Here is a 16043-nt window from a genome sequence, read left to right as displayed (position 1 = left end):
CAATGACCTGGGAAACAGTTATCGGTCTGGAAGTCCATGTGCAACTGGCCACACAAAGCAAACTTTTTTCTGGCAGCAGCACGGCCTTTGGCGCCGAACCGAACACGCAAGCGAATATTTACGACCTGGCGCTACCCGGCACTCTGCCCGTAATGAACGAAGAAGTGCTGCGCATGGCTGTGGCCTTTGGTCTGGCTGTGGATGCCGAAATAGGCAAACGCTCGGTGTTTGATCGCAAAAACTATTTTTATCCGGATCTACCCAAGGGTTATCAGATCAGCCAGCTCGATCACCCGACTGTTGGCAAAGGCAGCCTGCGTATTCAGCTGGAAAACGGCGATGAAAAAGTCATCGGCATTACTCGTGCCCATATTGAAGAGGACGCTGGCAAGTCATTACACGAAGACTTTCAGGGCATGTCAGGCATTGACCTGAACCGCGCGGGCACACCACTGCTGGAAATAGTGTCGGAGCCGGAACTGCGCAGCGCCAAAGAGGCGGTTGCCTATCTGAAAAAGCTGCACTCTATCATCCTCTACCTGGGCATATCTGACGGCAATATGTCACAAGGATCCATGCGCTGTGACGCCAACGTCTCGGTGCGCAAGAAAGGCGATACCGAGCTGGGGACTCGCACTGAAATCAAGAACGTGAACTCGTTTCGCTTTGTCGAAAAAGCTATCAATCATGAAGTTCAACGTCAGATTGATCTGATCGAAGATGGCGGCCGGGTGATCCAGGAAACCCGTCTTTATGACTCTGACAAAGACGAAACACGCTCCATGCGCAGCAAGGAAGTGGCCAATGATTACCGCTACTTCCCCGAGCCGGATCTGTTGCCGATAGTCATTGATGATACCTACATCGAAGCGGTTCGGGCGACCATGCCGGAATTGCCGGATGCCCGTTGTGCGCGCTTTGTCGAACAGTACGGGCTAAGCCAGTACGATGCCGGTGTACTGACCAGCAGCCGCGCCATGGCTGACTATTTTGAACAGGTTGCCGAACTGTGCGGCGATGCCAAATTGTCCTCAAACTGGGTCAGCGTTGACCTGCTGGGCCTGCTCAACAAACAGGACCTGGATATTACGCAGTCGCCGATCAAACCCACTCAGCTTGGCACCCTGATTGCGCGCATCAAGGACAACACCATTTCCGGAAAAATTGCCAAGACCGTTTTCGAGGCCCTGGCTGACGGAGAAGGCGAGGTTGATCAGATCATCGAAGCGCGCGGCCTGAAGCAAGTAACCGACACTGGCGCTATCGAGAAACTGGTCGATGATGTATTGGCCGGCAATCCGGATCAGGTCGCACAGTTCAAAAGCGGTAAAGAAGCCGTATTCGGTTACTTTGTCGGTCAGGCCATGAAAATATCCAAAGGCAAGGCCAATCCCGCCCAGCTTAATGAACTGCTGCGTAAAAAACTCAGCGAATAAGTTAATTCAGCGGATAAATTATTGGAATGTCAGCATGATTGAAGAGAAAAAAACCGGGAAGGAACGAACTCAGCCTGCCACACGCAATGAACAGTGGTCAGATGAGCGAATCAGGGCCTTCCTTACGCTACAGGCCCCGGAAGGCACTCCGGATGATTACCACATTCTGATGAAGGCCTATCGGGGCATGTTGCCTAAGCAATTTTCCCGACTGGTACCGTTTTTTGTAGAAGCCGGTCGGGATCTTAACGTGCGGCTTGCGGATGGCAGTACTTTTCTGGATCACCTGCGCAAGCACCGCCTGGCAACACCTTACATTGAGATCATGGAACAGCACGGCGCGATCTCGGGACGCGTGCAGTAACTCAACCCCTTCCGAAACGGCCCGTCTGAAGCGCGGGCCGGACAGGAAAATGTCAGCCTGGTTTCAGCGCCGCGCTCGTGAGCGGCCGCCGCTTCCAGATCGACCACCAGACTTGCTGCCAGACGCCTTACTCTCATCCTTGAACTTCGATGGCCGCGAAAACGGCGGCGGATCGGTCAGCAGCCTCTGATCCGGATACACGCAGGGTAATTTCTGCCCCAGCTTCTCCTCAATGTTAGGCAACAGAAAGGAATCCTCTTCGCAGGCAAAACTGATAGACGTGCCTGTAGCACCAGCTCGACCGGTGCGTCCGATACGATGCACGTAATCCTCTGCCTCCTCCGGCAACGTATAGTTGATAACATGTGTCACATCATCGATATGCAGTCCACGTCCCGCCACATCGGTTGCGACCAGCACAGCGATGCGACCATCGCGGAACTCCTCCAGCGTTCTGACCCGTTTGTTCTGTGCAATTTCACCGGACAACAAACCGCAATTGACACCGTTGCGGTGCAGATTGTCAGCCAGTTTGCGCACCTGATCACGCCGATTGCTGAATACGATGACTTTTTCTGAACCCTGCAGGCTCACCAGGTTGTAGAGCAGTTTATACTTGTCTTCCGTAGTCACCAGATACACGATCTGCTCAACCGTATCTGTGGCAACATGCTCGGGTTCAATCTCGATCATGACCGGATCCATTGCCCAGCGCGAGGTCAGCTCAATGATTTCCGGGGTAAACGTGGCGCTGAACAACAGAGTCTGTCGACAGTCTTTGTGCGGAGTCCGCGATACAATATTGCGCACCTGCGGGATAAATCCCATATCCAGCATACGGTCCGCTTCATCAATCACCAGAATCTCTACCAAACCCAGGTAAAGATGCTCATTCTGCAGAAAATCAATCAGCCTGCCGGGAGTCGCCACCACGATATCTACCGGCTTTTTGTCGACTGCGCGCAGTTGTTTTTGATAATCCTCACCACCCACCAGAGTGACAACATGCAGATCGGTGTGCTTGCACAGATTCGCCGCGTCGCTGGCAATCTGCATGACCAGCTCCCGCGTGGGCGCCAGGACAATCGCCCGCGGCTCGCCAACATAACGTTTTTCCTGTGTCGGGTTTTTAAGCAGATCGTTGATAATGGTTATGAGAAACGCAGCCGTTTTACCGGTACCGGTCTGTGCTTTGCCCGTTACATCATAGCCGACCAGCGTGTAGCGAAGACTCTGCGCCTGAATAGGGGTACAGAATGCGTAACCCAGATCCTTGATAGCCTTGTTCAGAGGTTCCTCAAGTTTAAAGTGACTGAAGGGGACTTTTTCTTCAGGCTCTTTGGTCTCCTGAGGCTCTGTGATTTCCTGAGGCTCTGTGATTTCCTGAGGCTCTGTGGCCTCCTGAGGCTCTGTGGCCTCCTGAGGCTCTGTGATTTCTTCAGACTCTTCGGCTTCTTCAGGCTCTTTGGTTTCGACAGCCTCTTCAGGCTCTGTGCGCCCCTCACCCTCCGACAATACCGGCATTGGCTCTGCTGCACTCTCTGCAGTTTGCGTTGTCTCTTCTGTTGATAAGTCGGTTGTACTTTGCTTTTCAGTGTCGTTCAATTGCATGTAACACAGCCTGTATCTAATGTTTCGTCAAATTGCTCCGCATCATAGCGCCGCGACGTTCACGGCATCAAGCACGGACAGCACATACCTCGCACTGGGGATCTCGTGGCAGGCGCAATTCGCGCCAGTGGCTGGAGTGTGCGTCAAATAGCAGCAACCTGCCACACAAATCCTCACCCAGACCACTGATGAGCTTGATGGCTTCAAGTGCCTGCATGCTGCCGATGACACCAACGACCGGTGCCAGCACACCATTGTGTGCACAACTCATCTGCTCATCATCGCCACCGGCTTTAAACAGACACTGATAGCAGGGGCTGTGCTCGCGACGGGTATCAAACACAGCCACTTGCCCCTCCAGGCGGATCGCCGCACCTGAAACCAATGGCACCGAATAACTGACGCAGGCGCGATTCAGCATAAAGCGCGTGTTGAAATTGTCACAGGCATCAACCACCAGATCGACCCCCCTCGTCAGCAAGCTGTTCAGATCACTGACATCCAGGCGTTTGGCCATTGTGGTAATTTTTGTATCCGGGTTCAGTGCCAGCAGTGTATCGCGCGCCGATTCCACCTTCGACTGACCAATACTGGCCGTTTGATGGATCACCTGCCGCTGCAGATTGCTCAACTCAACCTCATCATCGTCCGCAAGAATCAAATGGCCGATACCGGCCGCCGCCAGGTACATGGCAACCGGGCTGCCCAGACCACCCATGCCAACAATCAGCACCGTCGCCTGCAACAGCCGCTGTTGCCCCTCAACGTCCAGGCTCGGCAGCATAATCTGCCGACTATAGCGGAGCAGCTGCTCATCATTCATCTGTCGGTCTCCGACCATAAGTCACACGGTCCAGCCCGGCCAGATCACGGGCTGTGACAATATCCTGAAAATCACGGGTCTGCAGCAAGGTCCGCACTGCTGGCCCCTGATCATGACCATGCTCCAGCAACAACCAGCCCCCTGACCGCAAATAGTCTGCTGATTGTGCCACGATCTGCCGGATATCGGCCAACCCACAGTCGGGCGCCGTCAGCGCCGATAAAGGTTCAAAGGGCAAACTGTCCCCAAGCAAATGAGGATCATCTGGAGCTATGTACGGCGGATTGCTGACGATTGCATCGTATCGCTTATCTGGTACCAGGGCTTCACACCATGTTCCACAGCTGAAAGACACATTATTCAGCTTGTTTTTTGCCGCATTGGCTGCAGCCAGGGACAGGGCCGCAGGACTGAAATCAGTAGCCGTCAGTTGCCAGCCGGGGCGTTCAACAGCCAGCGCCAGGGCAATAGCACCGGAGCCAGTTCCGAGATCTGCCACCTGAAAATCACCTTGTTCAGTCGGCAATAGTGACAGACAGATCTCTACCAGTAATTCGGTTTCAGGGCGCGGAATCAACACATCCGGTGTGACCTGCAGATCCAGCGTCCAGAAACCTTTGCTGCCCAGCAGATAGGCGACCGGCTCACCGCGCCTGCGCCGTGCGAGCAAAGCCAGGAAATCCTGCTCGGCCTGCTCGCTCAAGCGATCTGACAGGCGCGCCAGCAAGCCACTTCGACTGATATTCATAACGTGCGACAGCAGCAGCTCCGCATCCAGTCCCGGCGTCGAAGAATTGCCGAGCTGCTCGCCTGCCAGTTTCAGCATCTGCCGCACCGTTATTGCCATATCAGGCCGCCAGCTCGGCCAGCTGATCCGCTTGATACTCGTGGATGAGAGGCTGAATCACGGCATCGAGGTCGCCCTGCATGATTTCGGACAACTTATAGAGCGTCAGATTGATGCGGTGATCTGTGACCCGCCCCTGAGGGTAGTTGTAGGTGCGGATCCGCTCCGAACGATCACCGGAACCGACCAGCAGACGCCGGGTGTCAGACTGCTCTTTAGCAGAGGCAGCCTGCTGCATATCATTCAGTCGGGCACTGAGAAGCGACATGGCGCGAGCGCGGTTTTTATGCTGAGAGCGTTCGTCCTGACATTCCACCACCATACCAGTAGGAATATGGGTAATGCGAATGGCCGAATCAGTCTTGTTGACGTGCTGACCGCCCGCCCCGCTTGCGCGAAAGGTATCAATGCGCAAATCTGCCTTGTTGAGCTCCACCTCTTCCAGCTCATCAACTGCCGGCAAAATAGCGACCGTGCAAGCCGAGGTGTGAATACGACCCTGTGTTTCCGTCTCCGGCACCCGCTGCACACGATGAGCACCGGATTCAAACTTGAGCTGTCCGTATACATTGCGACCTTCCACCCGCGTAATGATTTCCTTGTAGCCGCCATGCTCTCCCGGCCGCTCGCTCAAAACCTCAACGCGCCAGCCTTTGGATTCGGCATACAGCGAATACATACGGAACAGATCGCCGGCGAATATCGCTGCTTCGTCACCACCAGTGCCAGCCCGGATTTCCAGGAACACATTGAAGGCATCGCGTTCGTCTTTGGGCAGCAGTAATTTCTGCAGATCCAGCTCAAGAGTCTCGAGCTGAATCTTGAGCTGCTTGATTTCATCTTCAGCCATGGCCCGAATATCGGGATCGGCATCAAGCAACATATCCTGTGCCTGCGCCATATCGGATTGCGTCTGGCAAAAACGCGCAAACTCCAGTGCTACGGGCTCAACTTCGGAAAACTCGCGCGACAGATTCCGGAATCGCTCCTGGTCCGCGATCGTCTCTGCGTCACTGAGCAAGGCCTGCAGTTCCTGATAGCGATCAGCCAGATGTTCCAGTTTCTGATAGATAGAAGCCTTCACGACTCATCTCCAAGTTCAAACAGTTCCTGTGCCAGGGTAACCACGTCGTCACGACCCTCTGCACTGGCTTTTTTCATCTGCACGCTGGGTGAATGAAGCAGTTTATTGGTAATGCCGCGGGCCAGCAGTTCCAGCACCTGCTCAGGCGATTGACCTTTCTCCAGCGCTCGCCTGGCTTTATCAAGCTCCGCCTGGCGAATCCGGTCAGCTTTATCGCGAAAAGCCCGCAGCGTCGCCACAGCGTTCAGGGCACGAAGTTGTCGGATATACTCTTCAACTCCTCGCTCAATAATCGCCGCCGCCTGCTCAGCAGCCTGCGCACGGCTCTTGACGCCATCCTCAATCACATCCCGGATATCATCAACGCTATATAAATAGGCGTCACTGATCTGCGCAACTTCCGGCTCGATATCACGCGGCACCGCAAGATCCACCAACAGCATGGGTTTATGCCGACGGGTCTTTAGCGCCCGCTCAACAGCACCTTTGCCAAGCAGGGGTAACTGACTGTTGGTGGAAGATACAATAATGTCAGCATGCTCCAGCTCCTGTGGAATATCCGACAGCAGCACTCCGCGGCCACCGAACTTGTCGCCAAGTTTAACAGCGTTCTGCAATGTTCGGTTGGCGATCACAATCTGCTTGACGCCTCGCTCAGACAAATGTCTGGCCACCAGCTCTATGGTATGGCCCGCACCGATCAGCAAAGCATTTAACGAGCCGAGATCTGAAAATATCTGCTCCGCCAGCGTGACCGCTGCGTAAGCAACGGAAACAGGGTTCTCACCAATGGCGGTGTCCGTACGTACCTCTTTAGCAATGGAAAAAGCTTCCTGGAAAGCCTTGCCCAGACCCGACTTCACCGCCCCAAGCTCTTTTGCCACCGCAAACGCAGATTTTATCTGTCCCAGGATCTGCGGCTCCCCCAGCACCATGGAGTCCAGACCGCAGGCCACCCGCATCAAGTGCCGGATAACATCTTCACGCCAGTGAAAATAACTGCAGGTGCTCAGATCCGACACTTGCACGCCGTGATAATCGCTCAGCCATTTCAGCAGTTTTTGCTGTTCCAGTTCGAGCACGGAGGAATCGGTTTCAAGCGGATCTTCGGCGCTTTCGTCAAGTTTGACGTCTACGTATAGCTCAGTGCGATTGCAGGTTGAGACAATTACCGCCTCATTGACATCATCCAGGGATGTCACGCGGCGCATGGCATCCTCCATCTTTTCAGGCGGAAACGCGACCTGCTCCCGCAGGGAGACATTAGCCGTGTTGTGATTGATGCCCAGCAGAACCAGCGCCATAACATGCCTTGAATAGAAAAAGTGCGCTATCTTACTAAATATCAGGCTGCTTTTCCTGTTTTGTGACAGAAAATGCCCGGCTGCACCAGAAAGCTCTGGCTTCCGGTCTGAATTGTAGTCTTGATTCTTAACTGTTGTTACAATCGAGAGCTGCGCAACCAGCGCTCTCAACCGGATATTATGATTCAATCTATCAGACGACTGCTGCTAATTTCCCTGCCCCTGCTGGCAGCCTGTTCGGCCACCCAGGTCCCGAGTGATCCGCAGAGCATTGCTGACGAAGTGCCTGCACCGCAGTCCGCCCCGGCAATCGAAGCAATAGAACCGGTTGAAATCGAGTACGGCAATTTCAGCCGCGAACAACTTGAACTGGCTCTGCTCAGCGAATTCCGTGGACTGCGCGGAGACATGCCGGGGGCCGCCGATGGTTATTACCGCCTGGCCATGGACACACTGGATCCGGGCATTTTGCGGCGAGCAGTGGAGTATGCCTCGGCGCTTGGCAATGCACGCGCCATGACAACCCTTGCAGAGCAATGGCTGAGCCTTGAGCCCGACACGCTCGACCCTCACCTGATTCTGGGATTCCAATATCTGGAGCAGGGACAGTTTATCCGCGCATTACCCCATTACGAAACCGTGCTGGAACTGGGCGGCCAGGTGGATTTTACTGCCCTGTCGGCGCGCACCTTCAATCTTGAGAACCGCCAACGGGACGTCATCATTGAGCGTCTGACTGGCGTGCTGGAAAATCACCCGGGAGAATCATCTGTTTATTACGCACTGGCTCAGATGCACGATCAGAACGGTGCAACGGAATTAGCCCGGCAGTGGCTGACCAGAGCCCGCGAACAATTCGGCGACAATCCCCGCACCATATTAATAGACGCCCAGATCTATCAAAATGCCGGCGAAGCCGGGCTAGCCGAAGCACTCCTGATTGAAGGTGTCGAGCAATACCCGGAACATCGATTAATGCGCTACAGCCTGGCGCAGTTACTGGTTCAGAACGAGAAACTGGCTGAAGCCTCGGTGCAGTTCACCGAGCTGCTTCGCCGTGAACCCCAAGACCTGGAAACGCTGTACTCCCTGGCTCTGATCAACCTGGAACTGGAACAGTTCACCATGGCCGAAGCACAGCTGCGCGACCTGTTGCGCGCTGGCCACCGCCGCGACGAAGCGAACTACTATCTGGGCTACCTGCTGGAGCAACGCGGCGAAACCGAGCAGGCACTATTCCACTATCAGCAGATACAGCAGCGCTCTAACGCCTTTTTGACCGCACAACGCCAGATCATGCGCCTGTTTGTTGAGCTGGAACAGTTCGAGGCCGCCAGCGAGTGGGTAACACAACAAAGCGCTGACTCCGGCAACCTGGCACCGATGTTTCCTGCCTTACAGGTGGAAGCACTGGTCAATGCCGGTTACGAGCAACAAGCCGCCGAAGCGCTGAACAAGGCACTAAACCGGTATCCGGACGACGTTGATCTGCTGTTCGCGCGCGTATTGCTCAATGAGCGCGCTGACCAGCACTCTCAGGTCGAAGAGGATCTGCGCAGGATTATTGCCATAAACCCGGAAGATGCCCGTGCACTCAACCACCTGGGTTACTCCCTGACCGTGCAAACTGACCGTTATCAGGAGGCGCTGGCGCTGATTGAACGCGCCATCGACATCTCGCCAGACGACCCCGCCATCATCGACAGCCTGGGCTGGGTGCAATACAAGCTGGGCTACCTGGAAGACGCGCTGTACAACCTGCAGCGGGCTTATGCAGCCTTTCCTGATCCCGAAGTTGCCGCTCACCTTGGTGAGGTTCTCTGGACCATGGGTCAACAGGCCGAAGCCTTGTTTATCTGGCAGCAGGGTCTGGAAACTGACCCGCAGAGCGAACATGTGCTGGATGCCATGCAGCGGCTGACAGGAACGGAGCAATCGGAGTGAGACGTCCGGCTGTACTCCTGCTGCTGCTGACCGGTCTGCATGCCTGTCAGTTAACTCCGCGCATCGATGCGCCAGTCAATACTCAATGGGAAGAGCGTCGGCAGTTGCTGGAAAATATATCGAACTGGCAGTTTACCGGCAGTATTCATGTTCGCGACCAGAATGAATCTCATTCCTCACGCATTCGCTGGCTGCAACAGGGCGACGAGTATCAGATCAACCTGTGGGGCACATTCAATGTCGGCGCTACCGAGATCATAGGCCGCCCGGGCGAGGTGCGTATCGAACAACAGGGCGAAGACCCCATTATTACAGAAACACCTGAGCAACTGCTGTATCAGGAAATCGGCTACGAGCTTCCGGTCACAGAACTGAACTACTGGATTAAAGGCATCCCTGCTCCTGGTTTATCGCAAGCGCTGAGCTTTGGGGACAGCAATCAATTGCGACAATTCCAGCAGGCTGGCTGGCAGATCGACTATCTGGGTTACACCAATTTTGGTCCCGAAACCCTGCCAACCCGCATCCGCATTCAAAAACCTCCCTTACGGCTGGATCTGACAAGGTTAAACTGGTCACTGCCATGACTGGCACAACACTGACAATACCGGCACCTGCCAAGCTGAATCTGTTTCTGCACATCACAGGCCGCCGCGCTGATGGCTATCACACACTGCAAAGTGTCTTTCAGTTATTGGACTATGGCGATGAGCTGACGATCAGTCCTCGCAACGATGGTCAGTTGCGCCTGCAGTGCAGCGAAGCGACACTGAATGACGACAATAATCTGGTGCTGAAGGCCGCCCGTGCGCTGCAAAAACTGACCAACGCTGATTGTGGTGCTGACATCACACTGCATAAGCGCATCCCGGCCGGTGCCGGGCTGGGCGGAGGCAGCTCAGATGCCGCCAGCACCCTGGTCGGCCTGAACAAACTGTGGAATCTGCAGTTGTCACGCAGTGAGCTGGCCCGAATCGGCCTGCCGTTGGGGGCTGACGTGCCAGTCTTTGTGATGGGCCAGAGTGCCTGGGCCGAAGGAATTGGTGAACAGCTCACCCCGGTCGAACTGCCCGACAAACATTACCTGGTGCTGACTCCAGCCTGCCACATCACAACGGCAGCAATTTTTTCACATCAGGAATTGACACGAGACACTTCACCCATCAAAATGCACGCCTTTCTGACGGGGCAGTCCCGAAATGACTGTGAACCGCTGGTCAGACAGCTTTTCCCGCCGGTAGATGCCGCGCTCAGATGGCTGTCGGGATATGCGCCAGCCCGCATGACAGGAACCGGTGCGAGCGTGTTTGCGGCATTTGATGACCAGTCTGCCGCCAGAGAAGCATTACGTGCTCTGCACGAATCTGCTGAAATGGCCCGGATCGGGGTTCGCGGATTCGTCGCCAAAGGTGTTAACAGGTCAGAAGTGTATGACCTGATGATGACTGCAAAAGACACGTAATATGGAACAATGTCGCACTGATTGCTCGTATTCGGGGCTGCATTTTTCTGAGAAATGGCTTAAAATAGCCAATTGTTACTGGGGTGTCGCCAAGTTGGTAAGGCACAAGGTTTTGATCCTTGCATGCGTTGGTTCGAGTCCAGCCACCCCAGCCAAATCCCCGGGAGCCCGTTTGCGTGTTGATAAATAAATCGACGTAACGGCGCTCCCGATTCGTTTGATGTACGGGCACTCAGCAACAATCCGGACGGGCACTACCATCAAACAATCACTAATCAATGCAAAGCAGGCCAGACAGCGTAACGCTGTCGGCTGCGGCTCTGAAGGTACTCAATTCATGGCGAATAACTTGATGGTTTTTACCGGCAACGCCAATCCGTTGCTGGCTGAAAAAATTGCCCGCTATATTGGCATTCCGCTTGGCGATGCCCAAATCGGCAAATTCAGCGATGGCGAAGTCGCCGTAGAAATCAGAGAGAACGTCCGTGGCAAGGATGTCTTTATTATTCAGTCCACCTGCGCCCCGACCAATGACAGCCTGATGGAGCTGCTATTGACTGCCGATGCCATGCACCGCGCTTCTGCTAACCGCATCACTGCAGTGATCCCCTACTTTGGTTACGCACGTCAGGATCGTCGCGTTCGCTCAGCACGGGTGGCCATCAGCGCCAAAGTAGTGGCAGACATGATTTCTGCGGTCGGCATCAACCGTGTATTGACCGTCGACCTGCACGCCGAACAGATCCAGGGTTTCTTCAGCATACCGGTAGACAACGTATACGGCTCACCCGTTCTGACAGAAGACATCGTGCGTCAGAATTACGAGAATCTGACCGTGGTATCACCTGATATCGGCGGTGTGGTTCGTGCGCGCGCGGTAGCCAAGCAGCTTAATGTGGACCTGGCAATCATCGACAAGCGTCGCCCGCAGGCCAATGAAGCGCAGGTTATGCACATTATCGGTGAAGTGAAAGGTCGCACCTGCCTGATCGTCGACGACATGGTCGATACTGCCGGCACCCTTTGCAAAGCCGCTGCCGCACTGAAAGAACATGGCGCCAACAAAGTGGTCGCCTACTGTACCCACCCGGTACTGTCCGGCAAGGCGGCCGAGAACATCGCCAATTCCGAACTGGATACGCTGGTTGTTACAGACACCATTCCGCTGAGTGATACCATCAAAAATCTCCCCAATGTCCGCCAGCTCAGCATGGCAAGACTGCTGGCTGAATCGATTCGCCGGGTGAGCAATGAAGAATCCATCAGCGCCATGTTTGAGAGCGCTGAAATCTGATTTTTAACCGGAACTGCCGGCACAATGCGCGGCGGTTCCTTTTACTGACGCGTCTGCCAGGCTGGTCGCAAGCCGAACAGACGTTTTGAAACCGGAGGGACATCATGTCCAATGAGTTTGATCTGAATGCAACCGCCAGAGACGACCTGGGGAAAGGTGCGAGCCGCCGCCTGCGTCGTCTGGCCAACGAAGTACCGGCAATCATCTACGGTGGCAGCAAAAAGCCACAGTCGATTTCCATTGCCCACAAAGACCTGATGAAAGCGGTGAGCAATGAAGCCTTCTTCGCCCACATCATCACATTGCATGTTGATGGCAAGAAAGAGCAGGTCGTTATCAAAGATCTGCAGCGCCATCCGGCCAAACCACGCCTGATGCATGCTGATTTCCAGCGCGTCAGCGCCAAGCAGACCATCCACGTGAAAGTACCAGTACACATTCTGAATGAAGAAAAGTGTAAAGGCGTCAAGACTGGCGGTGGTAGCCTGCTGCGTACCATTACCGAACTGGAAGTTGTCTGTCTGCCGAAAGACCTGCCGGAGTTCCTGGAAGTCGACGTGGCCAACCTGGGCGTGGGTGAAGCCATCCATATTTCCCAGATCAGCTTCCCTAAAGGCGTCAGCAGTGTCGACCTGACTCACGGCGCCGATGCTGACCACGCCGTTGTTACTGTTCAGCCGCCGCGTGGTGGTGTGCAGGACGGCGAAGAGACTGACGGCGAAGAGTCCGGCGAGGCGTAATTCCTCCTGTCATGAGCTCAGACACGCTCAAACTGATTGTGGGCCTGGGAAATCCGGGCCCGCAGTATCAACGCAACCGCCATAACGTCGGCGTCTGGTTTCTTGATGAAATTTGTCGTCAATACCAGGGCGAGCTGCGACCTGAGACTCGTTTTCACGGCAATGTCGGACGTGTCACCATTCAGGGCAACGACGTCCGCTTATTATTCCCGACCACCTTCATGAATCGCAGCGGCCTGTCCGTGGTGAGTCTGTGTCAGTACTTTGATATTGCTCCCGGGCAAATGCTGGTGGCCTACGACGAAATTGACTTCCCTGTCGGTACTACACGCCTTAAGGCAGGTGGCGGTCATGGCGGTCACAACGGTATCCGCGACATCATCAGGGCATTGGGCGGCGCCAATGAATTCAAACGCTTACGCATCGGTGTCGGGCACCCTGGCGACAAAAGCAAAGTTGCCAACTATGTACTCAGCGATCCGGGCAAGGACGATACCATCCAGATTGAGCATGACATAGATCAGGCTCTGAAAGTCCTACCGCAAATAGTGGCTGGCGGCTGGAATGAGGCTATGAAAACATTGCACAGCCAGAGTGATGCAACCCTCAAAACATAATTGATACACGCATACAGGAATACTACCCATGGGTTTTAAATGTGGCATTGTCGGACTTCCGAATGTGGGCAAATCCACCTTGTTCAACGCACTGACCAAGGCGGGTATCGCCGCAGAGAATTTTCCGTTCTGCACCATTGAGCCCAATTCCGGTATCGTACCAATGCCCGATCCACGCCTGGATGTACTGGCCAGTATCGTCAATCCCCAGAAAGTGATACCCACCAGCATGGAGTTTGTGGATATCGCCGGTCTGGTCGCCGGCGCATCCAAAGGTGAAGGTCTGGGCAACCAGTTCCTGGCCAATATCCGTGAAACTGACGCGATTGCACACGTTGTGCGTTGTTTTGAAGACAGCAACATTGTGCATGTCGCCGATACCATCAATCCGGTTGCTGACATTGAGACCATCAATACAGAACTGGCACTGGCCGATCTGGAATCTGTAGAAAAAGGCATACTGCGCCTGGGTCGTATCGCAAAAGGCGGCGACAAGGATGCGGTGCGCCAGGTCGCCCTGTTTGAGCGCGTCAAACTGCATCTGGACGAGGCAAAACCAGTGCGCAGCATGGAGCTCAGCAAAGAGGAGCTGGCAGACCTGTACTCCCTGCATCTGCTGACCATAAAACCGACCATGTATATCGCCAATGTCGATGAAGATGGTTTCGAAAACAATCCCCATCTGGACAAAGTCCGCGCTATCGCCGAAGCCGAAGGCGCCGTGCTGGTACCCATCTGCAATAAACTGGAAGCAGAGATTGCGGAACTGGCAGACGATGAAAAAATGGAATTCCTGCAGGATCTCGGCATGGAAGAGCCGGGCCTGGATCGCGTGATTCGGGCCGGTTACTCGCTGCTTGGGTTACAGACCTACTTCACCGCCGGAGTCAAGGAAGTGCGCGCCTGGACCATCAAACAGGGCGCCACTGCGCCGCGCGCCGCAGCAGCCATTCACACCGACTTCGAACGGGGCTTTATCCGCGCCGAAGTGATTGCCTATGATGATTTTGTTGCATTCAAGGGTGAACAGGGCGCCAAAGATGCGGGCAAATGGCGCCTGGAAGGCAAGGAATATATCGTCCAGGATGGCGACGTTATCCACTTCCGCTTTAACGTGTAATGCTATTGACAAATGTTTCTCAAATAGACAAAATGCGCGTCCTCGATGTGGCTACGTAGCTCAGCTGGTTAGAGCACAGCATTCATAATGCTGGGGTCGGTGGTTCAAGTCCACCCGTAGCTACCACTCTTCATGCCCCTGCGGCCCGACACGGCTTCCGATATGACCCAGGGAAACAACACAGAGTCATCTCCAGATACACAGCAGCCTCGCAAACAGCGCGGTGGCTTTTTCGGCAATCTGATTTTTAACATCATCATTCCGGTTGTTGTGCTCAGCCGTTTCAGTGGTGAAGACAGTCTGGGCCCCATGTGGAGCATTGTTGTCGCGCTCAGTTTCCCGATCGCTTATGGTCTTTGGGATCTGCGCGATACCGGTAAAATCAATCCGTTTTCGGTCATTGGCGTCGTCAGTGTGTTTCTTACTGGCGGTATCAGCCTGCTGCAGCTTGATCCGCAATATATCGCCATCAAGGAAGCCGCTATCCCCGGCGCCATTGGTCTGGCAGTGCTGATCAGCCAGAAAACCCGCTTCCCTCTGGTAAAAACCCTGATCCTGAACGGCCAGCTGATCCGTGTCGAAGCCCTGTATCAGGCACTGGCCGCCAAGGGCAATACCGCCTTGTTTGAGCGCCGCCTGTCACAGGCATCATTAATTGTTGCCGCCTCCTTCTTCCTGTCATCTGCTCTGAACTACATACTGGCGCGAGTGATTCTGGTAAGCCCGCCAGGTACCACTGAGTTCAGTGAACAGCTCGGCCGCATGACGGCGCTAAGTTATCCGGTGATCGCCATTCCGAGCATGATTGTTCTGCTGATAGCCATCTGGTTTGTTTTTTCACAGATTCATCGCCTGACCGACGAGAAGCTGGAAACCTTCCTCATCGACAACGCTTGATCTGAATCAAAACGACTGTTCCTGAATCTCCCTACACTCAATGACCGTTATATGAACGGGTTCAAATTCTGTGTAAAGCATACGGGGGAGACAGACAATGAAAAAACTATTCAGCACACTCCTGATCAGCGGCTCAGCACTCCTGTCAGCCAATGTGATGGCTCAGAGCATGATTGAAGGTGTTTACATGTCCGCTGCTGGTGATAACGGACGCGGCGCTTGCACAGTCGAAGTCAAGAGCATGGGCAAATCACCCAAGTACGGCGATGAGGTGTATGCCCTGACCTCGCACGGGGAAGGTGCCTGCGAGTGGACGGCAGTGGGCCTGTCCAAAAACTTCAATATCAGCGCAGGCCTTGTCAGCAGCGGTGGTCATGCAGGTTACATCAACGCCAAATGGCCGTTCGGACCCGGCGGTGCCCGTCTGGAAGTAACTACCTTTGATCCGGATGGCTCCGAGCGCACCCAGGTTGCATTCACCAAGGTTGACAGCAAATAGA

The 16043-nt window shown here is 54.6% G+C and carries 16 protein-coding genes and 2 tRNA genes; 13 read left to right on the top strand and 5 right to left on the bottom strand.

The genetic code is table 11. The features are described from left to right. Positions 1-2: 2 nt before the first annotated feature. Both gatB and PS2015_RS03805 read left to right on the top strand, forming a co-directional pair. A complete protein-coding gene (gene gatB / locus PS2015_RS03810; protein ID WP_058020981.1) occupies positions 3-1436 on the top strand; it encodes an Asp-tRNA(Asn)/Glu-tRNA(Gln) amidotransferase subunit GatB in 1434 nt (477 codons plus the stop codon). Between the two features lie 34 nt (positions 1437-1470). Then, complete coding sequence (locus PS2015_RS03805) at positions 1471-1800, top strand: PA4642 family protein (protein WP_058020980.1); 330 nt, start codon at positions 1471-1473, stop codon at positions 1798-1800. Between the two features lie 63 nt (positions 1801-1863). Here PS2015_RS03805 and rhlB read toward each other — a convergent pair whose 3' ends face one another. From rhlB to hemA, 5 genes are all read right to left on the bottom strand, one after another. Further along, the gene (gene rhlB, locus PS2015_RS03800; protein ID WP_156412646.1) at positions 1864-3411 is read right to left on the bottom strand and encodes an ATP-dependent RNA helicase RhlB; all 1548 of its coding nucleotides are present in this window, start codon (positions 3409-3411) and stop codon (positions 1864-1866) included. Between the two features lie 67 nt (positions 3412-3478). Then, positions 3479-4234, bottom strand: coding sequence for a HesA/MoeB/ThiF family protein (locus PS2015_RS03795; RefSeq protein ID WP_058020979.1), 756 nt, complete (start codon positions 4232-4234; stop codon positions 3479-3481). Next, positions 4227-5081 carry a peptide chain release factor N(5)-glutamine methyltransferase gene (gene prmC, locus PS2015_RS03790; RefSeq protein WP_058020978.1) on the bottom strand — a complete coding sequence of 285 codons (855 nt, stop codon included), beginning with the start codon at positions 5079-5081 and terminating at the stop codon, positions 4227-4229. The genes PS2015_RS03795 and prmC overlap by 8 nt, the downstream gene beginning before the upstream one ends. A gap of 1 nt (position 5082) precedes the next feature. Beyond that, entirely contained in the window at positions 5083-6165 is a 1083-nt protein-coding gene (gene prfA / locus PS2015_RS03785) for a peptide chain release factor 1 (protein WP_058020977.1), read from the bottom strand. Continuing rightward, a complete protein-coding gene (hemA, locus tag PS2015_RS03780; protein ID WP_058020976.1) occupies positions 6162-7469 on the bottom strand; it encodes a glutamyl-tRNA reductase in 1308 nt (435 codons plus the stop codon). The genes prfA and hemA overlap by 4 nt, the downstream gene beginning before the upstream one ends. Positions 7470-7649: 180 nt before the next feature. Here hemA and PS2015_RS03775 point away from each other — a divergent pair, with 180 nt between their 5' ends. The 11 genes from PS2015_RS03775 (at position 7650) to PS2015_RS03725 (ending at position 16042) form a co-directional block, all read left to right on the top strand. Further along, positions 7650-9413: a tetratricopeptide repeat protein gene (locus tag PS2015_RS03775; protein WP_058020975.1), complete on the top strand. Its 1764-nt coding sequence runs from the start codon at positions 7650-7652 to the stop codon at positions 9411-9413. After that, on the top strand, positions 9410-10000 hold the full coding sequence (lolB, locus tag PS2015_RS03770; protein WP_058020974.1) for a lipoprotein insertase outer membrane protein LolB: 591 nt from the start codon (positions 9410-9412) through the stop codon (positions 9998-10000). The genes PS2015_RS03775 and lolB overlap by 4 nt, the downstream gene beginning before the upstream one ends. Next, the gene (gene ispE, locus PS2015_RS03765; RefSeq protein WP_058020973.1) at positions 9997-10875 is read left to right on the top strand and encodes a 4-(cytidine 5'-diphospho)-2-C-methyl-D-erythritol kinase; all 879 of its coding nucleotides are present in this window, start codon (positions 9997-9999) and stop codon (positions 10873-10875) included. Before lolB ends, ispE begins: the two co-directional genes overlap by 4 nt. Positions 10876-10954: 79 nt before the next feature. Continuing rightward, positions 10955-11030 (top strand) — tRNA-Gln (locus PS2015_RS03760). 182 nt (positions 11031-11212) lie between these two features. Then, positions 11213-12169 carry a ribose-phosphate pyrophosphokinase gene (locus tag PS2015_RS03755; RefSeq protein WP_237113369.1) on the top strand — a complete coding sequence of 319 codons (957 nt, stop codon included), beginning with the start codon at positions 11213-11215 and terminating at the stop codon, positions 12167-12169. Positions 12170-12273: 104 nt separating this feature from the next. Then, the gene (locus tag PS2015_RS03750) at positions 12274-12909 is read left to right on the top strand and encodes a 50S ribosomal protein L25/general stress protein Ctc (RefSeq protein ID WP_211271215.1); all 636 of its coding nucleotides are present in this window, start codon (positions 12274-12276) and stop codon (positions 12907-12909) included. Positions 12910-12920: 11 nt separating this feature from the next. Beyond that, the gene (gene pth / locus PS2015_RS03745) at positions 12921-13526 is read left to right on the top strand and encodes an aminoacyl-tRNA hydrolase (RefSeq protein WP_058020971.1); all 606 of its coding nucleotides are present in this window, start codon (positions 12921-12923) and stop codon (positions 13524-13526) included. Between the two features lie 28 nt (positions 13527-13554). After that, a complete protein-coding gene (ychF, locus tag PS2015_RS03740) occupies positions 13555-14646 on the top strand; it encodes a redox-regulated ATPase YchF (protein ID WP_058020970.1) in 1092 nt (363 codons plus the stop codon). Positions 14647-14695: 49 nt separating this feature from the next. After that, positions 14696-14772: transfer RNA gene (locus tag PS2015_RS03735), tRNA-Met, on the top strand. Between the two features lie 36 nt (positions 14773-14808). Then, positions 14809-15543 (top strand): VC0807 family protein, encoded by a 735-nt coding sequence (locus PS2015_RS03730; protein ID WP_058023126.1) that lies wholly within the window; start codon positions 14809-14811, stop codon positions 15541-15543. 97 nt (positions 15544-15640) lie between these two features. Then, positions 15641-16042, top strand: a complete 402-nt coding sequence (locus tag PS2015_RS03725) for a hypothetical protein (RefSeq protein ID WP_058020969.1) — start codon at positions 15641-15643, stop codon at positions 16040-16042. Position 16043 lies beyond the last annotated feature (1 nt).

Source organism: Pseudohongiella spirulinae, from assembly GCF_001444425.1.
GTDB classification, from domain to species: Bacteria; Pseudomonadota; Gammaproteobacteria; order Pseudomonadales; family Pseudohongiellaceae; genus Pseudohongiella; species Pseudohongiella spirulinae.
The sequence above is the reverse complement of the archived record's forward strand: the minus strand, read 5'-3'. Positions and strand labels throughout refer to the sequence as shown.